17 protein-coding genes and 1 pseudogene are annotated in these 19,697 nt (G+C 71.9%); 8 read left to right on the top strand and 10 right to left on the bottom strand.

Going from position 1 to position 19,697, the window contains the following annotated elements:
- Window positions 1–220: pseudogene (locus ABZ671_RS12695) on the bottom strand (IS110 family transposase); the annotation flags it as partial.
- A gap of 323 nt (window positions 221–543) precedes the next feature.
- Here ABZ671_RS12695 and ABZ671_RS12700 point away from each other — a divergent pair.
- Entirely contained in the window at window positions 544–1,506 is a 963-nt protein-coding gene (locus tag ABZ671_RS12700) for a zinc-binding dehydrogenase (RefSeq protein WP_357855785.1), read from the top strand.
- Here ABZ671_RS12700 and ABZ671_RS12705 read toward each other — a convergent pair.
- Window positions 1,503–2,627 carry an alpha/beta hydrolase gene (locus ABZ671_RS12705; protein WP_357855788.1) on the bottom strand — a complete coding sequence of 375 codons (1,125 nt, stop codon included), beginning with the start codon at window positions 2,625–2,627 and terminating at the stop codon, window positions 1,503–1,505. The two genes, ABZ671_RS12700 and ABZ671_RS12705, sit on opposite strands and share 4 nt — an antisense overlap.
- A gap of 158 nt (window positions 2,628–2,785) precedes the next feature.
- On the opposite strand from ABZ671_RS12705, the gene ABZ671_RS12710 reads away from it, so the two are divergent.
- Window positions 2,786–2,956 (top strand): hypothetical protein, encoded by a 171-nt coding sequence (locus ABZ671_RS12710; RefSeq protein WP_357855791.1) that lies wholly within the window; start codon window positions 2,786–2,788, stop codon window positions 2,954–2,956.
- Between the two features lie 45 nt (window positions 2,957–3,001).
- On the opposite strand, the gene ABZ671_RS12715 is transcribed toward ABZ671_RS12710, so the two are convergent.
- The 8 genes from ABZ671_RS12715 to ABZ671_RS12750 form a co-directional block, all read right to left on the bottom strand.
- The gene (locus ABZ671_RS12715; RefSeq protein WP_357855793.1) at window positions 3,002–4,123 is read right to left on the bottom strand and encodes an acetate kinase; all 1,122 of its coding nucleotides are present in this window, start codon (window positions 4,121–4,123) and stop codon (window positions 3,002–3,004) included.
- Window positions 4,120–6,192, bottom strand: a complete 2,073-nt coding sequence (pta, locus tag ABZ671_RS12720) for a phosphate acetyltransferase (RefSeq protein ID WP_357855795.1) — start codon at window positions 6,190–6,192, stop codon at window positions 4,120–4,122. Before pta ends, ABZ671_RS12715 begins: the two co-directional genes overlap by 4 nt.
- A gap of 75 nt (window positions 6,193–6,267) precedes the next feature.
- Window positions 6,268–6,975: a DUF998 domain-containing protein gene (locus ABZ671_RS12725; RefSeq protein ID WP_357855798.1), complete on the bottom strand. Its 708-nt coding sequence runs from the start codon at window positions 6,973–6,975 to the stop codon at window positions 6,268–6,270.
- 101 nt (window positions 6,976–7,076) lie between these two features.
- Window positions 7,077–7,256 carry a DUF6104 family protein gene (locus ABZ671_RS12730; protein WP_091570976.1) on the bottom strand — a complete coding sequence of 60 codons (180 nt, stop codon included), beginning with the start codon at window positions 7,254–7,256 and terminating at the stop codon, window positions 7,077–7,079.
- 92 nt (window positions 7,257–7,348) lie between these two features.
- Complete coding sequence (locus ABZ671_RS12735; protein WP_357855801.1) at window positions 7,349–11,068, bottom strand: multifunctional oxoglutarate decarboxylase/oxoglutarate dehydrogenase thiamine pyrophosphate-binding subunit/dihydrolipoyllysine-residue succinyltransferase subunit; 3,720 nt, start codon at window positions 11,066–11,068, stop codon at window positions 7,349–7,351.
- A 251-nt stretch (window positions 11,069–11,319) separates the two neighbouring features.
- Entirely contained in the window at window positions 11,320–12,132 is an 813-nt protein-coding gene (locus ABZ671_RS12740; RefSeq protein ID WP_357855804.1) for an ABC transporter permease, read from the bottom strand.
- Entirely contained in the window at window positions 12,129–13,067 is a 939-nt protein-coding gene (locus tag ABZ671_RS12745) for an ATP-binding cassette domain-containing protein (protein WP_357855806.1), read from the bottom strand. The genes ABZ671_RS12740 and ABZ671_RS12745 overlap by 4 nt, the downstream gene beginning before the upstream one ends.
- A gap of 164 nt (window positions 13,068–13,231) precedes the next feature.
- Complete coding sequence (locus ABZ671_RS12750; RefSeq protein ID WP_357855809.1) at window positions 13,232–13,888, bottom strand: hypothetical protein; 657 nt, start codon at window positions 13,886–13,888, stop codon at window positions 13,232–13,234.
- Window positions 13,889–14,149: 261 nt separating this feature from the next.
- Here ABZ671_RS12750 and ABZ671_RS12755 point away from each other — a divergent pair, with 261 nt between their 5' ends.
- From ABZ671_RS12755 to ABZ671_RS12780, 6 genes are all read left to right on the top strand, one after another.
- A complete protein-coding gene (locus tag ABZ671_RS12755; protein ID WP_357855812.1) occupies window positions 14,150–14,923 on the top strand; it encodes a GNAT family N-acyltransferase in 774 nt (257 codons plus the stop codon).
- Window positions 14,920–15,780, top strand: coding sequence for a lysophospholipid acyltransferase family protein (locus tag ABZ671_RS12760; protein ID WP_357855815.1), 861 nt, complete (start codon window positions 14,920–14,922; stop codon window positions 15,778–15,780). The genes ABZ671_RS12755 and ABZ671_RS12760 overlap by 4 nt, the downstream gene beginning before the upstream one ends.
- A gap of 110 nt (window positions 15,781–15,890) precedes the next feature.
- Window positions 15,891–16,727: a DUF4097 family beta strand repeat-containing protein gene (locus ABZ671_RS12765; RefSeq protein ID WP_357855818.1), complete on the top strand. Its 837-nt coding sequence runs from the start codon at window positions 15,891–15,893 to the stop codon at window positions 16,725–16,727.
- Window positions 16,724–17,341 (top strand): PadR family transcriptional regulator, encoded by a 618-nt coding sequence (locus tag ABZ671_RS12770; RefSeq protein ID WP_357855821.1) that lies wholly within the window; start codon window positions 16,724–16,726, stop codon window positions 17,339–17,341. Before ABZ671_RS12765 ends, ABZ671_RS12770 begins: the two co-directional genes overlap by 4 nt.
- A gap of 85 nt (window positions 17,342–17,426) precedes the next feature.
- The gene (locus tag ABZ671_RS12775; protein WP_357855824.1) at window positions 17,427–18,128 is read left to right on the top strand and encodes a response regulator transcription factor; all 702 of its coding nucleotides are present in this window, start codon (window positions 17,427–17,429) and stop codon (window positions 18,126–18,128) included.
- Window positions 18,125–19,678 carry a HAMP domain-containing sensor histidine kinase gene (locus ABZ671_RS12780; RefSeq protein WP_357855827.1) on the top strand — a complete coding sequence of 518 codons (1,554 nt, stop codon included), beginning with the start codon at window positions 18,125–18,127 and terminating at the stop codon, window positions 19,676–19,678. Before ABZ671_RS12775 ends, ABZ671_RS12780 begins: the two co-directional genes overlap by 4 nt.
- The last annotated feature ends 19 nt before the right edge of the window (window positions 19,679–19,697 follow it).

Here is a 19,697-nt window from a genome sequence, read left to right on the forward strand (position 1 = left end):
ACGCCTGCACCCACGGGCCCCGGTCCGTCTCGATCCCGACCTTCACCCGCCCGGCGGCGTCCTCGGCGTCCTCGGCGAGATGCTCACCGATCATCACGTGCAGCCGGGCCATGCCCGCCACGCCCTCGGGCAATCTGGCCTTGGCCAGCCTGCGCCCAGCGGCGTCCATCAGCTCCACGTCGTGGTGGTCCTCGGCCCAGTCATCTCCCACGAACAGCAACGCATCTCCCGTCCTCGACACCAGCAGCCGCAGCCGGCAGCCGGCAGCCGGCAGGAGAACCATCAGCGACCTAATGAAGCAGTGCTCACGCCGCAAACCAGCGGGCACGACATCCCATCAGCGATCAACTCTCCCGGCCATCCGGCAGGGGCACGGTCTTACATCAGGACTCAAGATCCAGGAGGGACGAGTGCTCACCCACCGGCGGCTACCACCGGACGAGTCTGCCTGAGGCCGACCCGCAACACTCATTAGGAGGGGCCCCTTCCTATCGTGTTGTGCATAGGAAGGGCCCCTTCTTAACGCCAGCTCAGCTTGTTACCGTGCGGATCATGCGTGCCGCCTATGCCTCCGCCCTGGACGCCGACAACCCGCTCGCCGCGCTGGCCGTCGGCGACCGCCCCGAGCCGACCCACCCCGATTCGGAGTGGGTCACCGTGCAGGTGCGGGCCAGCTCGCTCAACCACCACGACCTCTGGTCGCTGCGCGGGGTGGGGCTCACCGGTGACCAACTCCCGATGATCCTTGGCTGCGACGCGGTCGGCACCGACCCGGACGGCAACGAGGTGGTCGTCTACCCGGTGGTGCCCACCCCGGGTGACCCGCGCGGGGTCTCCATCCTCTCCGAGCACTTTCCCGGCACGTTCGCCGAGCGGGTGGCCGTACCCCGGATGAACCTGCTGCCGCTGCCGGACGGCCTGTCGGCGACCGACGCGGCCTGCCTGCCCACGGCCTGGCTCACCGCGTGGCGGATGCTCACCACCAAGGGCCGGGTGGCCGAGGGCGAGTCGGTGCTGGTGCAGGGGGCCGGCGGGGGCGTGGCCACCGCGGCCGTCGCGCTCGGCGTCGCGCTCGGCAAGCGGGTGTACGCGACCAGCCGTGACGCCGCGAAGCGGGAACGGATCGCCGAGCTGGGCGCGACCGCGCTGGAGCCGGGCGCCCGGCTGCCCGAGCGGGTCGACGTGGTGATCGAGACGGTTGGGGCGGCCACCTTCGATCACTCGCTGAAGTCGGCCGCGCCGTTGGCCCGGATCGTCGTCTCCGGCGCCACCGCCGGTCACGAGCCCAAGGTCAACCTGCGTCGGGTCTTCGCCATGCAGCTGGAGATTCTCGGCACCTCGATGGGCACCCCGGGCGAGTTGACCGAGCTGCTCTCGTTCTGCGCCGAGCACGGGGTGCGCCCGGTGATCGACAGCGTGGTGCCGTTCAACCGGATCGAGGACGCGTTCGCCCGCCTCGCCTCGGGCGACGTCTTCGGCAAGGTCGTCATCGACCACACCCCCTAACCCAACACGCCCGGGCTCCGGGGCAGCCCGACGCGGTCGATCATGGAGCCGTGGTGCCCGATCCAGGTGATCTGCCCCATTCGTCCGGCGCCACTACTCCATGATCGGCCCAGGGCTGGGGGCGGCAGGGTAACGGGGGTTAGGGGGGGGAGGTGGTGGGTGGTGAGGGTGGTGACGTTGGGGAGGTGGGCGTCGGTGGGGAGGCGGTGTAGGGCGGCCCGGTCGTCGTAGAGGGTCCATCGGAGGAAGTCGGTGGTGGTGGCGAGGACCTGGGGAAAGCCGGCATGGCCGGGGGTCAGGTACGCGCCGTGGTTCTGACCGGTCAGGCTCAGGAAGGCGGCTGGCCCGGGCGCGTGGGCGTACGCGGCACGGCCGACCGACTCGGGCACGGTCGGATCGGCGCTGCCGTGCACGAACAGCAGCGGCGCCACCGGGCCGGCGAAGCCGCCGGGCAGCTCACCGCCGGCCAGCACGATCCCGGCGCGCAGCCGGGCCGAGTGCCCCGCGCTGAACATGCCGGCCGTGGTGTAGCCGCCCGCCGAGTGGCCGGCCGCGGCGATCCGGTCGACGGCCAGGTGCCCGGCGAGCGGGTCGCTGAGGCGGGTGTCGAGGCGTACCAGCTGGCGGATCAGCCGCCAGCAGTCGGCGGGCTGGTTACGGACGTCATCCCGGGTGAAGTCCCGGGCCCGCTGGTTGGTACGCGGAAACGTCGGTGCGGCCACCACAAAGCCGGCGGCAGCCCAGCGGGTGATCAGCGGCGCGTGCATCTCGGGCAGGGCGCGCAGCCCGTGGCTGTAGATCACCACTGGGAACCGCCCGGCGGCCACCGGCGCGCCGGGCCGGACGACGGGCGCGTTCGGAGCGGCCGTGGACGCCGCTGGCCGCGTGGCCGGAATGGGTGCCGGCAGCGTGGCGGGTGCGGCGGCCGGATACCAGACGGTGACCGGTAACGGCCGGGGGCCGCCCGGGTCGACGACGAACTGCTGCACACCGACGGCGTACGCCCGTTGCGGGGCGTTCCGGACTGCGGACGGGCTCGGATCGCCAGTCGCGACGGTGGCCGGCCCACAACCCGCCAGCAGCGCCGTCACCAGCGTGGCGACCAGTCGCGGTACCTTCACGTCCTAACGGTAGGCGGCCGGGCGGCCGGTGCGGCCTGGACGACCGGACCAGGAGCCGCCGCTGACCGGCCGATGCGCCTGGGCCGGGCGGATTGTGTTGTCGCCACCGGCATGGCGGGAGACCGTCCGGGTGGACGAGCTTTACTAGGGTCACGCACATGGCTGAGAACTACACCGACCAGAGCGGCAACACGGCCCAGTTCCGTGCCTTCGTCGAGTCGCCCGACGCGGCGGCGACGGCAGAGGCGCCGTCCCGGCTGCCGTTGATCGCCGGCATCGGCGTCGCCGTCGTGGTGATCGCCCTGGTCGCCTGGCTGGCGCTGAGCTGACCCGACGCCGGCTGGTCGCCGGCATCGAGGCCACCCGCCGCCGGGTCAGCCGCGCGAGGTGAGCACCTCCCGGGTCTCCCGGGCGATCTCGCGCTCCTCGTCCGTGTTGACCACGCAGACCGCGACCTCGGCGCCGTCCGAGGAGATCACCCGGTCGCCGCTGCCGTCGTTGCGGGCCGGGTCGACGGAGATCCCGAGCCGCTCCAGGCCGGCCAGCGACGCGGCCCGGACCGGCGCGGCGTGCTCGCCGACGCCGGCGGTGAAGGTGACCGCGTCGACCCGCCCGAGCAGGGCGTAGTACGCGCCCACGTACGCCGTGATGCGGCGCTGGTAGACGTCGAAGGCGAGTGCGGCCGCCGGGTCGCCGGCGTCCCGCCGGGTCAGCACCTCGCGCATGTCGTTGACCCCGGTCAGGCCGAGCAGGCCGCTGCGGTGGTTGAGCAGGTCGTCGATCTCGTCCACGCCCATCCCGGCCTCGCGCCGCAGGTGGAAGATGACGGTCGGATCCAGGTCGCCGCTGCGGGTGCCCATGACCAGGCCCTCCAGCGGGGACATGCCCATCGAGGTGGCCACGCTCCGCCCGCCGCGGACCGCGCAGGCGCTCGCCCCGTTGCCCAGGTGCAGGGTGATCGTGTTCAGCTCCGCGTACGGCCGGTCCAGGAGCTCAGCCGTGCGGCGCGAGACGTACGCGTGCGAGGTGCCGTGGAAGCCGTACCGGCGGATGCCCCACCGCTGCGCGGTGTCCCGGTCGATCGCGTAGGTGGCGGCGGCCTCGGGCAGCGTGTGGTGGAACGCCGTGTCGAAGACGGCGACCTGTGGGATGCCCGGCAGCGCCTCCCGGGCGACCCGGATACCGGCCAGGTTCGCCGGGTTGTGCAGCGGCGCGAGCGGCACCAGGTCCTCGATCGCGGCGAGGACGGCGTCGTCGATCAGCACCGGCTCGCTGAACGTGCGCCCGCCGTGCACCACCCGGTGCCCGACCCCGGTCAGCCCGCCCAGGTCGAGCCGGCTGATGATCTCGCGTACCGCGCTCTCGTGGTCGACCGGCCCGCCGCCCGGCTCGCCGATCCGCTCGACGGTGCCCTTGTCGCGGACTTCCTCGCCGTCGTAGAGCCGGTACTTGACCGACGAGGACCCGCAGTTGAGCACCAGCACCCGGTCGGTCACGCGACCCCTCCCGACGACGCAGCGGCCTGAATGGCGGTGATCGCCACCGTGTTGACGATGTCCGGCACGGTGGCGCCCCGGGACAGGTCGTTGACCGGGCGCCGCAGGCCCTGCATGACCGGGCCGACGGCCACCGCGCCGGCCGACCGCTGCACGGCCTTGTACGTGTTGTTGCCGGTGTTCAGGTCCGGGAAGATGAACACGGTTGCCCGTCCCGCCACCGGGCTGTCGGGCAGTTTGGTGGCCGCGACCTGCGGGTCGATCGCCGCGTCGTACTGGATCGGGCCTTCCACCAGCAGCTCCGGCCGGCGCTGGCGGACCAGTTTGGTGGCCGCCGCGACCCGCTCCACGTCCGCGCCCAAGCCGGAGTCTCCGGTTGAGTACGACAGCATCGCCACCCGCGGCTCGATGCCGAACCGGGCCGCCGTGTCGGCCGACGAGATGGCGATGTCGGCGAGCTGGGCGGCGTCCGGGTCCGGGTTGACCGCGCAGTCGCCGTAGACCAGCACCCGGTCGGCGAGGAGCATGAAGAAGACGCTGGAGGCGACGGAGACGCCCGGCACCGTCCGGATGATCTCGAAGGCCGGCCGGATCGTGGCCGCGGTGGTGTGCGTGGCACCGGAGACCATGCCGTCGGCGCGCCCGCAGTGCACCATCATCGTGCCGAAGTAGTTGGGCTGCGCCACGATGTCGTGCGCCAGCTCGACCGTGACGCCCCGATGCGCGCGGAGCCTGGCGTACTCGGCGGCGAACTCGTCCCGCCACTCGCTGTCGGCCGGGTCGACCACCTGCGCGTCGCCAATGTCCACGCCCAGCTCCCGGGTACGCCGGGAGACCTCCGCCGGCCGCCCGAGCAGGGTGAGGTCGGCGACGCCCCGGCGCAGCAGGATCTCCGCCGCGCGCAGGATGCGCTCCTCCGCGCCCTCCGGCAGCACGAGCCGCCGGCGCTGCGCCCGCGCCCGGTCGATCAGGTCGTTCTCGAACATCAGCGGGGTGACCCGCCCGGACCGGCTGACCCGCAGCCGGCCGGCCAGGTCGACGGTGTCCACGCAGCGTTCGAAGGCGCCGAGCGCCGCCTCCACCTTGCGGGGGTGCGCCGTGCTAGGGCGGCCCTCGATCCGGCTGGACGCCGCGACCGTGTCGTAGCTGTCGCTGGTCACCGAGAGCACGGCCAGCCCGGTGTTCAGCCGCTCGACCAGCCGCATCGCCCGCGGGTCGGGCTGCTCGCCGAGGGTGAGCACCAGGCCGGCCAGGGAGACCTGCCCGGCCACGTGCGCGGCGCCGGCCGCCACCAGCAGGTCGGCGCGGTCACCAGGAGTGATCACCAGTGCCCCGTCGGTGAGGTGGTCGAGCAGGGTGGGCACGTGCGCCGCGCCCACCACGTAGTCGAGCACGTCCCGCTCCAGCGCGGTGTCGTCGCCGGAGAGCAGGGTGGCGCCGAGCGCCGCCGCCACCTCGGCCACCGTCGGCGCCGACACGGTCGGCACCTCCGGGATGGCGTACGCGGGGACGGGCAGCTCGGGCAGGGTCATCGGCCCGGGCACCCGGTTGGCCACCACGGCCACCACGGTCGCGCCCAGGTCCTCCAGGTCGTGGTACGCCCCACGCGCTGCCGCCGCGATCGCCTCGGGCTGCTGGCCGAACCCGTCAACCACCGGCACCACCACGCTGCCGAACTCGGTGGCCAGCCGAGCGTTGAAGGCCAGCTCGCGAGGGCCGGCACCATCCCCGTCGGCGAAGTCGCTGCCCACCACGACCACCGTCGGGCAGCGCCGTTCGACCTCGCGATAGCGGGCGACGATCCGAGAGATCAGCTCCTCCCGCCGGCCGTCGGCGACCAGCGCGGTCGCCTCCGAATACGTCGAGCCGTGCAGCTCGTCAACCGGCAGCTCCACGCGGTAGCGCTCGGTGAGCAGGGCGAGGATGTGGTCGGGGCCGGTGCCGGAGACCAGCGGCCGGAACGCGCCGATCCGCTCGACCTGCCGGGACAGCAGCTCGGCCAGCCCGAGGGCGACTGTCGACTTGCCACCGCCCGACCCCACGCCGGTCAGGTACACGCTGCGCGCCACGACCCCACGCTACAAGATCGCGCCACCTCTCGCCCGGGTCCTTGTGCCCGCCGGTCGCCCGGCCCGTGCCCAGCGTCAGGACGTCGTCGGCGCGACCGGCCGGGGGTCCGGGCCCGCGCCGATCGCGTCGACCGACGCCGCGGCCCGCAACAGCGCGTCGCTCTTCGCCACCCAGGCCGCTCCGAAGGCGAACACGGCGACCGCCTCGCACCACAGCAGCGGCCTGAGCGTGTCGCGTACGTGCGCGGGGAGCAGCGTGCTCGCGAGCGCGAGCGCGATCGCCGCCAGGATGAGCCCGCCGCAGCCCCGGTAGAACCGGACGGCCGGCCGGGACGGCGGCACCCCGACCCGGTCGGGGCGGGTGAAGAGGAAGAGGCAGAAGGCCGCGAGGAGCACGAAGAGCGCCGAAGCGGCGACCTGGTGCATCATGCCGACCATCCGGTCGTCGCGGCTGGTGCTGCCGGCCGACGCGCTCGCCGTGGTGGGGAAGAGGGCCACCACGATCGCCAACACCCCGGCGACGGTGCCGAGCGCGTTGTCCGGCCGGCGGTACCGGTAGGCGATCAGGAACACCCCGATGGCGCACAGCGAGCCGACGAAGACGTCGCGCATCTCGGTGTAGTAATACGCGCTGAGCGAGTCGAGCAGGGTGAGCCGGCGGGTCGCGACCAGGTGACCGACCACCAGCACGACCGGCAGTGCGATGCCGACGGATCCGATGCCGAGGCGCAGATGACGTACGGTCACCGCGTCCTGCGGCGGCTTGCGGGGTTCAGGATTCATCTCCGCCTCCCTGGCGTCGGGCGGCGTGTGGGTCCTCGTCGGACCCTGGACGCTGCTTTCCAGTTGACGCCCGGGAACGGCCTGCCGTCAACCCGTCACGGTCAGTCCTCGTCCTCGTCGTCGAGCCGGGCCAGCCAGGTGGCGAAGCGTTCGATCGGGGTCTCGAACTCGGGGTTGAGGTCGACGAAGTCGCGCAGCCGCTCGCCCAGCCACTCCAGGCTGACCTGCTCGTCGCCCCGGCGCTCGACCAGTTCCTCGATGCCACGGTCGGTGAAATACATGGGTGTCCTCTCAGCGAACGAAGAGCCGCCACGCGAGCGGGGCAGCGGCCGTCGTACGGTCGCTGCCCCGCTCGCGTGGCGGTGTGGTCAGGTCACGGGCGGGGGAGGGCCGCCTCGATCAGCGCCGACTGCTCGACCTCGTGCATCTTCGCCGAGCCGACCGCCGGAGCGGCGGCGGCCGGGCGGGAGATGCGGCGCAGCCGGACGTCGGTCAGGTGCTCCAGCAGGTTGAGCGCGACGAACGACCAGGCACCCTGGTTGGCCGGCTCCTCCTGGACCCAGGCGAAGTCCTCGGCGTTCGGGTACTGCGCCAGGGCGGCCCGGATCTCCTCGACGGGCATCGGGTAGAGCTGCTCCATCCGGATGATCACGGTGTCCGTGACCCCCCGCTCCTGCCGGGCCTGGAACAGGTCGTAGTAGACCTTGCCCGAGCAGAGCAGCACCCGCTTGACCTGCTCCGGGGCCGGGGCGGCGGGGTCCGGCAGGACCGGCTGGAAGGTGCCCGAGGTGAAGTCTTCCACCGGCGACACGCAGAGCTTGTGCCGCAGCAGCGACTTCGGCGTGAACACCACCAGCGGCTTGCGCTTCGGCGACAGGGCCTGGCGGCGCAGCAGGTGGAAGTAGTTCGCCGGGGTGGTCGGGATGGCCACCCGCATGTTGTCCTCGGCGCAGAGCTGGAGGAACCGCTCCGGGCGCCCGGAGGTGTGGTCCGGACCCTGGCCCTCGTGGCCGTGCGGCAGCAGCAGGGTGACCGCGGAGCGCTGGCCCCACTTCACCTCGCCGGAGGAGATGAACTCGTCGATTACCGACTGGGCGCCGTTGACGAAGTCACCGAACTGGGCCTCCCAGCAGACCAGCGCGTTGACGTTCTCCACCGAGTAGCCGTACTCGAAGCCCATCGCGGCGTACTCGGACAGCAGCGAGTCATGCACGAAGAAGCGGGACCGCTCGCCGTCGCCGGTGAGCGAGTTCAACGGGACGTGGTCCTCGCCGGTCTTCGAGTCCACGATCGAGGCGTGCCGTTGGACGAAGGTGCCCCGGCGGGAGTCCTGCCCGGCGAGCCGGACGGTGACCCCGTCGTGCAGCAGCGCGCCGAACGCGATGATCTCGCCGAAGCCCCAGTCGATGCCGCCCTCGACCGACATCTTCGCCCGCCGGTCCAGCAGCTGCTGGATGCGCTTGTGCGGGGTGAAGCCCTCCGGCAGGTTGACGTGCGCCTCGCCGATCGCCTTGACGACGGCGGCGTCGGTCGCGGTGTCGACCTGCGGCTCCGGCTCCTCCTCGCGACGGGGCCGGCTGACCTGGCGCGGCGTGGTGGCTGCGTCCCGGGTGGCCTTGAACACCCGCTCCAGCTGCGACTGGTAGTCGCGCAGCAGCTCCTCCGCGTCCTCGACGGTGATGTCACCCCGCCCGATGAGCTCCTCGGTGTAGAGCTTCCGGACCGACCGCTTCGAGTCGATGATCTTATACATCTGCGGGTTCGACATCGACGGGTCATCGCCCTCGTTGTGCCCGCGCCGGCGGTAGCAGACCATGTCGATCACGACGTCCTTGTTGAACGTCCGCCGGTATTCGAAGGCCAGCCGGGCCACCCGGACGACGGCCTCCGGGTCGTCGCCGTTGACGTGGAAGATCGGCGCCTGGATCATCCGGGCCACGTCGGTGCTGTAGAGGCTGGAGCGGCTGTATTCCGGGGCGGTGGTGAAGCCGACCTGGTTGTTGACCACCACGTGCACTGTGCCGCCGGTGCGGTAGCCGCGCAGCTGCGAGAGGTTGAGCGTCTCGGCGACCACGCCCTGGCCGGCGAAGGCGGCGTCACCGTGCACCGCCAGCGGCAGCACGGTGTAGCCCTCCAACTTGAGGTCTATGCGGTCCTGCTTGGCGCGGACTATTCCCTCCAGCACCGGGTCCACGGCCTCCAGGTGGGACGGGTTCGCCACCACCGAGACCTTGACCGCGTGCGCGCCGCTCGGCGTGGTGAACTTGCCGTTCTGGCCGAGGTGGTATTTCACGTCACCCGAGCCCTGGGTGGAGCGCGGGTCGAGGTGACCCTCGAACTCGGAGAAGATCTTCTCGTACGGCTTGCCGACGATGTTGGCCAGCACGTTGAGCCGGCCGCGGTGGGCCATGCCGATGACGACCTCGTCCAGGCCGGCCTCGGCCGCGCACTCCAGCACCTCGCCCAGCAGCGGGATCAGCGACTCGCCGCCCTCCAGCGAGAAGCGCTTCTGGCCGACGTACTTGGTCTGCAGGAAGGTCTCGAACGCCTCGGCGGCGTTGAGCCGGTTGAGCACGTGCTTCTGCTCGTCCGGGGACGGCTTCTCGTACTTGCGCTCGATCCGTTCCTGGATCCAGCGCCGCTCCTCTGGATCCTGCACGTGCATGTACTCGATGCCGACCCGGCGGCAGTACGAGTCGCGCAGCACGCCGAGGATCTGGCGCAGCTTCATCCGCTGCTTGCCGGCGAAGCCGTTGACCGGGAATACCCGGTCCAGGTCCCACAGGGTCAGCCCGTGCTGGAGGACGTCCAGGTCCGGGTGCTTGCGGATGGTGAACTCCAGCGGGTCGGTGTCGGCCATCAGGTGGCCGCGCACCCGGTACGCGTGGATCAGCTCGTGCACCCGCGCGGTCTTGTTGATCTGGCCCTCGGAGTTGACGGCCACGTCCTGCACCCAGCGCACCGGCTCGTACGGGATGCGCAGCGAGGTGAAGATCTGGTCGTAGAAGCCGCGCTCGCCGAGCAGCAGCTCGTGCATCACCTTGAGGAACTCGCCGGACTGCGCGCCCTGGATGATCCGGTGGTCGTACGTGCTGGTCAGCGTGATGACCTTGCTGACCGCCAGCTCGGCCAGGGTGGCCTCGCTCATGCCCTGGTACGGCGCCGGGTATTCCATCGCGCCGACGCCGATGATGGCGCTCTGGCCCTGCATCAGACGCGGGATCGAGTGGACGGTGCCGATGCCGCCCGGGTTGGTCAGCGAGATGGTGGTGCCGGAGTAGTCGTCCATGGTCAGCTCGTTGCGGCGGGCACGCCGGACCACGTCCTCGTACGCCTGCCAGAACTGCCGGAAGTCCATCTGCTCGCAGGCCTTGATGGACGGGACCACCAGGGTGCGGGTGCCGTCCGGCTTGGCCAGGTCGATGGCGATGCCCAGGTTGACGTGCTCCGGGCGGACCAGTGCCGGCTTGCCGTCGACCTCGGCGTAGGAGTTGTTCATCTCCGGGTGCTCGACCAGCGCCCGGATCATCGCGTAGCCGATGAGGTGGGTGAAGCTCACCTTGCCGCCGCGGCCGCGAGCGAGGTGGTTGTTGATGACGATGCGGTTGTCCACCAGCAGCTTCGCCGGGACCGCGCGGACGCTCGTCGCGGTCGGCACGGCGAGCGAGGCGTCCATGTTCTGCACGATCTTGGCGGCGACCCCGCGCAGCGGGGTGGTGCCGGCGGCGGTCGCGGTCGGGGCCTTGGCGGCCGGCTTCGGCGCGGCGGCCGGCTTGGCGGCGGGCCGCTCCGCCGGCTTGACGGTCGGCTTCACGGGGGCGGGCTTGGCGGCGGGGGCCGGCTGCTGGGCCACGCTCGCGACGGCCTCCTGCTGCTCACCCGGCTCGGGCCGAGCGGCCGGCGTGGCCTTGCTCTCCGGGCGCGGGGTGGCCGCGCCCGGGGCCGGCCGGTAGTCGGCGAAGAAGTCGTGCCAGGCCGGGTCCACGCTCGAGGGGTCGGTGAGGTAACGCTGGTACATCTCCTCGACGATCCACTCGTTCGGGCCGAAACCCGCCAGTGGGTTGTCCTGCGACGAAGTTTGCTGGGTCGACACGGCCGCTGATCGCCTCTTTCACGCCGGTTCGTATGCACGCGGTGTCCGCCGGTGCCCGCAAATGGGCACACGGACGGCTCCCAGGCTACGCCGTACGAATCGCGGGGGCATTTCCGCCTCCGACGGGTGGCTGGTTTCACAGAAGATGCCAGAAGTTCGACAAACGCTGCGTGTCCGGTCGACTCCTGCTAAGTGCGAAACGGCCCGACGGGCGGCAGGTCGCCACCCGTCGGGCCGTCTCCCGGTACGACTCAGGCGATGTCGCGCCGCCGCGTGATCAGCACGCCGGCGACCCCGCTGACCAGGGCGTAGCCGGCCAGCACGAGGGCGCCCACCCACCAGGCGGGCAGGAACTGGTTGGCTTCCCCGCCGATCATCACCTGGGAGGCGGTGGCCGGCCAGACGACCATCCACTTCAGCACGCCCTCGTTGTGGAGCGCGTTGGAGAGCAGGAAGAACAGCAGCTGCACGACCTGGGTGCCGATCAGGTAGAGCACCGCCGCGGTGATCACCGCGCCGAGCTGGTTGGGGATCAGCGTGCCGATGCCGACCCCGAGGATCGTCCAGATTGCGTACGCCAGCAGGTTGAACAGCAGCGCGCGCTGCACCTCCCACTCGCCGAGCTGAACGCCGTGGCCGTCCAGGGAGAGGAAGGCCGCCCCGGCGAGCAGGTCGAGCACCGTGGTGGCCAACCAGAAGCCGAAGCCGAGCAGCGACGCCGCGCCGAGCTTGCCGAGGATGACCGACGTGCGGCGCGGCGTGGTGAGGAAGGTGGTGGTCGCCGTCTGGTGGAAGAACTCGTTGGTGACCATCAGGATGCCGATCAGCATCACGAACATCAGCCCGAGGAACTGCCCCGAGGTGTAGAGGTTGGCGGCCATCGACGGCGCGCTGGCCTGCTCCCCGGTGACCCCGACCTCCTCGCCGTGGCCGCTCAGGACGGTGTGGGCGTACCAGGCGTTGAAGGCGAAGGCCAGGGCCGTGGCGAGGAACGCCCCGAGGCCCAGCAGCCACCAGGTGCTGGTGGTACGGATCTTGAGCAGCTCGGATCGGACCAGGTTCATCGAATGCCCGCCTTTCCGGCCGTCAGCTCCAGGAACACGCCCTCCAGGTCGGGCCGCTCCGTGGTCAGTTCGTGCAGTTCGACCTTGGCCGCGAGGGCGGTGCGGCCGATCGTCGGGGCATCCACCCCGCTGACCAGCAGCGCGCCGTGCTCGTCGGTGTCGACGGTGGCCGCCTGCTCGCGCAGCGCGGCGGTCAGTTCGCTCGCCTGGGGGGTCTGCACCCGTACCCGGGTGCCGTGCGCCATCGAGCCGATCACCTGGTCCACCGGACCCTGCCGGACCAGCTTGCCGGCCGCGATGATCACCACGTCGTCGGCGAGCAGCTGCATCTCGGAGAGGAGGTGGCTGGAGACCAGCACGGTGCGCCCCTCGGTGGCCAGCCCCTTGAGGAAGCCGCGCATCCAGCGGATGCCCTCCGGGTCGAGGCCGTTGGCCGGCTCGTCGAGGATCAGCACCTTCGGGTCGCCGAGCATCGCGGCCGCGATGCCGAGCCGCTGCTTCATGCCCAGCGAGTAGCCCTTGAACTTGCGGTTCGCCGCCGGGGTCAACCCCACCAGCGCGAGCGCCTCGTCGGCCCGCTCCCGGGGCAGGCCGGCCGCCGCGCAGATCACCCGCAGGTGGTTGATGCCGGTACGGCCCTTGTGCGCGCTGGACGCCTCCAGGACCGCGCCCACCGAGCGCAGCGGATCGGTCAGGTCGGCGTACCGGTGGCCGCCGATGGTCGCCTGACCGGCGGTCGGGGTGACCAGGTTGAGCAGCATGCGCAGGGTGGTCGTCTTGCCGGCGCCGTTCGGGCCGAGGAAGCCGGTCACCCGACCCGGCTCGACGGTGAAGGACAGGTTGTCGACCGCCCGGACGTTCTTGTACTGCTTGGTGAGTCCGGACACCACGATCTGGCCGGTCCCGGCGCTGGGCTTTGACTGCCCGTCAGACATTGCTCTCCTCTCCTGGCACGGCGCGCGGACGCGCCGGTGGGGGCGCGGTTGCGGATAGCGCCGTGGCATAGCCTGGCAACCTCACGCAACCAGGTCAATCCGGCGGGATGCGTACCACCCTCCTCCGTCGCGGGCAGGAGGTGATCATCCTCAGGGTGGACAGGTCAGGCCGCCGGCAGCGCGATCCAGGTGGCCCGGGCGTGGCCGAGCAGCGCGCCGTCGGGGCCGTAGAGGCTGGAGTGCGCCTCGGCCTTGCGTCCCTCGCCGCCGACCATCGCGCCGGTCACCACGCACCCGTCGCCCGGACGCGGCAGCGCCGCGACCACCACGGCGATCCGACCCAGGACGTACGGTCGGCCGGGCGCGATCACCGCCCAGCCGCCGGGGCAGTCCAGCGCGGCCCAGACCGTCGCCGGCACCACGTCGGCCGGGGCGCGGAACGGCGCGGCGGTCCGTCCGTCCGGCAGCCGACCCGGGAAGATCCGCAGGCCGTCCGGATTCTCGGGGCCGCACACGTAGCAGCCGGGGAAGGGGTGGGCGGTCAATCCCGGGTACGCCTTGGCGGCGGTCTCGGCCGTCGGCCGGTCCACCGGCGGGACCACGGCGTCGAACTCCTCGACCCGGCGTACCTGCGCGATCACCTGGCCATCCGGGTCGCGTACCTCGCCGTCGACGGCGGTCAGCGGGGTCTCCAGCGGGGGCGGCTTGCGCAGGGTGACCTCCACCGGCCCCCGGTCGTCGATCGCCGCCGCGAAGATGCCGGCGCTCCACCCGCCGTTGCCCGAGCCGAAGGGCCCGTGAAACCGGGACTCGATGATCATGCCGTTCCTCCGAAGCGCTCCGCCCGCCGGCCCGTCGGCCGGCCCCGCCCCGAGCCTCCCACGCCCGCCTCCACCCCTCCACCGCCCCACCGTCGCTGCCCCTCCACCCGGTCGATCATGAGGTTGGCGGCACCTTTCGCCCGATTTCCCGCTGTCAACCTCATGATCAGCGTGTCTGGTGGCGGGTGGTGGGCGGGGGTTTACCGGGGTGACATCCGTTGGCACTGCGGGCGGCAACCTGAGACATCTACACAGATACCCATGGCTGTTCTGCACGTCGCTGGCACCCCCCTCACGACCAGCGGCTACACCCTGCTGATCGCCGACGACCCGGCGCTGGTCGCGGCCGCGCAACGCCTGCGTCACGAGGTGTTCGCCACCGAGCTCGGCGCGACCCTGGACCCGGGTGTCGCCGGGCTCGACACCGACGAGTTCGACGCCCACTGTGATCACCTCGTCGTGCTGCGGGAGGGCACCGACGAGGTGGTCGGCACGTACCGGCTACTCCCGCCGGGGCGCACCGCCCGCTGGTACGCCGAGGGCGAGTTCGAGCTGACCCCGCTGGCTCCGCTCCGGGACGATCTGGTCGAGGCGGGCCGCTCCTGCGTGCACCCGGACCACCGCTCCGGCGCGGTGATCAACCTGATGTGGGCCGGGATTTGCCGCTACCTGCACCTGCGCGGTGCGCGCTGGCTCGGCGGCTGCGCCTCCGTGCCGGTGGCCGACGGCGGCACGGCGGTCGCCGAGGTGTGGCGGCAGGTCACCGCCCGGCACCTCGCCCCGCCGCCGCTGCGGGTCACGCCGCACCGTCCGTGGTTCGCCGAGGCGCCTCCCGTCATCGACCCCGACCTCGTGCTCGATCGTCGGACCCTGGTCCCTCCGCTGCTCCGCGGCTACCTGCGGCTCGGTTCATGGGTCTGCGGGGAACCGGCGTACGACCCGGATTTCGGCTGCGCCGACTTCTACGTGCTGTTCTCGCTGGACCGAATGAACCCGCGCTATCTGCGGCACTTCCTCGGCGGGGAGCCGTCGTGACCGCCGACGACCTGTGGCGACCCACCTCCGGCTGCGGGCCGTGCTGTCTGCCGGCCGGCACCGGGCCGGTCGTGTCGCTGCCGCGCCGGGTGGGGCGGCTGCTGAGCCTGGTCGGGATGCTGCTGGCCGGGATCGGGCTGGCCGTACTGCTGCCGCTGCTACCCGCGCGGCACCGGCGGGCGGCGCTGCGCGGCTGGGCCCGGGGCACCCTGCGTGCCGTCGGCGTACGGCTGGTGGTCCGGGGCCGGCTGCCGCGCCGGCCCGCTCTGCTGGTCGCGAACCACGTCTCCTGGCTGGACATTCTCGCGGTGCTCGCGGTCGGGCCGGCCCGGCTGGTCGCCAAGCGGGAGGTGCGGGAGTGGCCCGTGGTGGGGCCGCTGGCCGCCGCCGGCGGCACGGTCTTCGTGGACCGGTCCCGGCCGCGTGACCTGCCAACCACGGTCGGCCGGGTGACCGCCGCGCTGCGCGCTGGGCACTCGGTGGCGGTCTTCCCCGAGGGCACGACCTGGTGCGGCACGGCGGTCGACTGCCGGCCCGGGCGGGGATTCCGGCCGGCCGCGTTCCAGGCCGCGGTGGACGCTGGTGCGCCGATCGTGCCGCTGCGCCTCACCTACCGGTGCGCGGGTGTCCCGACCACCCTGGCCGCCTTCCTCGGTGCGGAGACGCTCTGGGCGTCGCTACGCCGGGTGCTGGCCGCCGAGGATCTGACCGTGTCGGTGGTGATCGCCGCCGCGCTGCACCCGGTCGGGAACGCGGACCGGCGGGTGCTGGCCCGGGCGGCCGAATCGGTGATCCACCTGCCCCCGGCCCGTCCGGTGCCCGCCGACCGGGCGGCGGTGCTGGACCTGGCCGCCTGACCCCCGCACGACATAGCTCGCGACAGTCTTGTTCAGTCGCGATGTATCGCGTTATGCTTCGTCTCGTCGCTCGACGCGCCGTCGGCGCGCGTTACCGAGGGGAGGCAGTCATGGCCAACTGGAAGGTCGACAGCCCGCAGCAGATCATCCTGGACGAGCCGGTCGCCCAGCTCGATGTCCGGCTGATCAGCGGCCGGCTCAACGTGGTGGCCACCGATGGCCCGGCCAGGGTCGACGTCACCCGGGTCAGCCGCCGCCCGATCCTCGTCGAGCTGCGCGACGGTCGGCTCAGCGTCGGCCACGAGCGACCTCCACGCTGGCCCGGGGTGTTCTGGTGGCTGGGGCAACTCGGCCGCCACTTCCGGGCCGAAGTTTCCATCGCCGTGCCCGCCCACGTGCTGGCCGACCTGCACCTGGTGTCCGGTTCGCTGGTCGCCTCCGGCCTGCGCCGGGACACCCGGGTCGACGTCACCTCCGGCCAGGTCACCCTGATGGGGCTGCGCGGGCACACCACCGCCAAGGTCACCTCGGGTCCGGTGGAGGCGCTCGGCGTGAGCGGCGATCTCAACCTGGAAACGGTCTCCGGCGAGCTGATCCTCGCCGACAGTGCGCCCGAGCGGGTGCGTGCCCATGCGGTCTCCGGGTCGATCACCTGCGACCTGGACAATCCCCGCGGCAGCGACATCCGGCTCAGCACCATTTCCGGCAGCATCACCGTGCGGGTCCGCGAGGACAGCGACCTCACCGTCCACCTGCACACCACCTCCGGGCGGATCACCAGCGGCTTCGCTCAGGTGTCCGGTGGCCCGGGGTTCGGCGCGGTGAAGGACAGCCACGGGGTGCTCGGCGCGGGCGAGGGTAGGCTCTGGGCCTCCGCGACGTCCGGCAGCATCGCCCTGCTCGCCCGGCCCGTCGAGGACGCCGACGACCTGAAGGAGCAGCCGTGACCGCCGTGTTCAGTCACGGGCGGCTCCGGCTCTATCTGCTCAAGCTGCTCGACGACGGCCCGAAGCACGGCTACGAGCTGATCCGGCTGCTGGAGGACCGCTTCCTCGGCCTGTACGCGCCGAGCGCCGGCACCATCTACCCCCGGCTGCAACGCCTGGAGGTCGAGGGGCTGGTCGTCCACACCGCGGCCGGCGGCCGCAAGGTCTACGAGATCACCGAGGCGGGCCGCGCGGAGCTGCGGCAGCGGGCCGATGAGCTGGCCACCCTGGAATCGGACATCACCGCCTCCGTCGAGGACCTCTCCGCCCTGGCGAGCGAGATCCAGACCGAGGTACGCGGCTCGGTGCGCGACCTCAAGCGGGAGCTGCGCGAGGCGGCCCGGCAGACCCGGCGGGGCAACTGGGAACCGCCGCCGGTCCGGCCCGTGGCCAACGGTGGCCCGACGACGCGCGCCGAGTCGCCCACGCTCGCCGAGTTCGACCAGCGGCTGGCCGCGTTCACCGTCGAGGTGGGCGCGCTGGTGCGCGCCGGCCGGCTCACCGACACCCAGCTGCGTACGGCCATCCGGCTGCTCGACGGCGCGCTGGACGGGCTGCGTCGGCTGCTCCGCTGAGCCCCGGGTGCCCGTCGCCCGGCTCACAGCTTGTTTTCAGGATTCATCCAGCGCGACCGCAGGCGAGGCGCGGATGATGGGTGCCATGGTGGCTACCCAGACCGAGGCTCGCCTGCTCGTCGTCGAAGACGACCCGAACATCCTCGAGCTGCTCTCCGCGAGCCTGCGCTTCGCGGGCTTCGATGTCGCCACCGCGACCAGCGGCAGCGCCGCCCTGGCCGCAGCCAAGGACCACCGGCCCGACCTGGTCGTGCTCGATGTGATGCTGCCCGACCTCGACGGTTTCGAGGTCATCCGGATGCTCCGGGAGGGCGGTACGCGTACCCCGGTGGTCTTCCTGACCGCCCGTGACGCCACCGACGACAAGATCCGCGGGCTCACTCTCGGCGGCGACGACTACGTCACCAAGCCGTTCAGCCTGGAGGAGCTGACCGCGCGGATCCGGGCGGTGCTGCGGCGTACCGCCACCGGCGAGCAGGCACCCGCCCGGCTCACCTTCGCCGACCTGGAGCTGGACGAGGAGACCCACGAGGTGCACCGGGCCGGCCAGCGGGTGCAACTGTCGCCGACCGAGTTCAAGCTGCTGCGCTACCTGATGCTCAACGCCAACCGGGTGCTCTCCAAGGCGCAGATCCTCGACCACGTCTGGAACTACGACTTCCGGGGCGACGACAACATCGTCGAGTCCTACATCTCCTACCTGCGGCGCAAGGTCGATAACACGCAGCCTCGGCTGATCCACACCCTGCGCGGGGTCGGGTACGTGCTGCGTAAGCCGGCGGCGTGAGCCCCGTCAACGACGCGAAGGGCTGGCTGCGCACCATCCCGCTGCGGGTCAAACTGGTCGCCTCGGTGCTGGCGCTGGTCGCCGCTGCGCTGGTCGTGATCAGCGCGCTGACCGCGTTCTTTCTGGGGAGCTACCTGGTGGGCCGGGTCGACGACCAGCTCAGCTCATACCTCAACCGGGTCGAGCAGGCGTTTCCCGTCGACACGACCGAAAACACCCTGCCGACCGACTACATGTTGGTCGTCGCCAATCGGACCACAGGCCTGGGTGACGTTCGTTACGACAAGAAGTCCTTCGCTCTGGAAGACCTGCCCGGCCCGCTCACTCAAATCTCCTGGTATGAGCAGCACGCCAACCGCGGGGCCTTCACCACCGACGCCGCTGACAAGCATCTGCGCTGGCGGGTGGTGATTAAGCAGGTGAGCCCGGACCAGTACATCGCGGTCGGGCAGAACATGGTCAACGTGGACATGGCGGTCAAGCAGCTGATCTGGATCGACCTGCTGGTCGGTGGGGCGGTACTGATCATCATGGCCTCGGTGGGCGCGGGGGTCGTGCGTACCAGTCTCAGGCCGCTCGTCGAGATAGAGCGGACCGCGGCGGCCATCGCCGGCGGCGACCTGACCCGGCGGGTGCCCGACCCGGAGGAGGGAGTGCCGGTGCCGACCTCCGAGCTGGGCCGGCTCTCCCGGGCGTTGAACGCGATGCTCGCCCAGATCGAGGCGGCCTTCACCGCGCGGGCGGCGTCCGAGGCGGCGGCCCGCAGCGCGGAGGCCGGCGCCCGGGACGCGGCGGCGCAGGCGCAGGCGTCCGAGGCGCGGGCCCGCCGCTCCGAGGAGCGGATGCGGCAGTTCATCGCGGACGCCTCGCACGAACTGCGTACCCCGCTGACGACCATCCGGGGCTTCGCGGAGCTCTACCGGCAGGGTGCGGCCCGGCAGCCCGAGCAGACCGCCGGCCTGCTGCGCCGGATCGAGGACGAGGCGGCCCGGATGGGGCTGCTGGTGGAGGACCTGCTGTTGCTCGCCCGGATGGACCGGGAACGGCCGATCGCGCTGGCCCCGGTGGAGCTGCCGATGCTCGCCTCGGACGCGGTGCAGGCGGCCCGGGCGGTCGACCCGGAGCGCCGGATCGAGCTGGACATCGCGCCCGGCGCCGGGCCGCTGGTGGTGCTCGGCGACGACGCCCGGCTGCGGCAGGTGATCGGCAACCTGATGACCAACGCGCTCACCCACACTCCTTCGGACGCGTCGCTGACCCTGCGGCTGCGGGTCGAGCCCGGCGACCTGGCCGTGATCGAGGTGGCGGACACCGGTCCGGGCCTCACGCCGGAGCAGGCCGAGCGGGTCTTCGAGCGGTTCTACCGGGTGGACGCGGCCCGGACCAGGCGGGCCGGCGGGCCGACCAGTACCGGGTTGGGGCTGGCCATCGTGGCCGCGCTGGTGGCGGCGCACCACGGCACGGTCGAGGTGGGCGAAACGCCGGGCGGCGGGGCCACCTTCCGGGTCAAACTTCCGCTGTTGCCCCAGCCGGTCGAACCGGGCGACTGACTTTCAGAAAACATTCAGG

The organism is Micromonospora sp. NPDC006766, from assembly GCF_040636055.1.
In the GTDB taxonomy this organism is placed as follows: domain Bacteria; phylum Actinomycetota; class Actinomycetes; order Mycobacteriales; family Micromonosporaceae; genus Micromonospora.

Excerpts from the sequence above, each read along its gene's own strand:
- ABZ671_RS12710 (WP_357855791.1), top strand. The coding sequence starts at position 2,786 with ATGGCTGAGAACTACACCGACCAGAGCGGCAACACGGCCCAGTTCCGT.
- ABZ671_RS12725 (WP_357855798.1), bottom strand. The coding sequence starts at position 6,975 with ATGAATCCTGAACCCCGCAAGCCGCCGCAGGACGCGGTGACCGTACGT.
- ABZ671_RS12730 (WP_091570976.1), bottom strand. The coding sequence starts at position 7,256 with ATGTATTTCACCGACCGTGGCATCGAGGAACTGGTCGAGCGCCGGGGC.
- ABZ671_RS12740 (WP_357855804.1), bottom strand. The coding sequence starts at position 12,132 with ATGAACCTGGTCCGATCCGAGCTGCTCAAGATCCGTACCACCAGCACC.
- ABZ671_RS12745 (WP_357855806.1), bottom strand. The coding sequence starts at position 13,067 with ATGTCTGACGGGCAGTCAAAGCCCAGCGCCGGGACCGGCCAGATCGTG.
- ABZ671_RS12750 (WP_357855809.1), bottom strand. The coding sequence starts at position 13,888 with ATGATCATCGAGTCCCGGTTTCACGGGCCCTTCGGCTCGGGCAACGGC.
- ABZ671_RS12755 (WP_357855812.1), top strand. The coding sequence starts at position 14,150 with ATGGCTGTTCTGCACGTCGCTGGCACCCCCCTCACGACCAGCGGCTAC.
- ABZ671_RS12765 (WP_357855818.1), top strand. The coding sequence starts at position 15,891 with ATGGCCAACTGGAAGGTCGACAGCCCGCAGCAGATCATCCTGGACGAG.
- ABZ671_RS12775 (WP_357855824.1), top strand. The coding sequence starts at position 17,427 with ATGGTGGCTACCCAGACCGAGGCTCGCCTGCTCGTCGTCGAAGACGAC.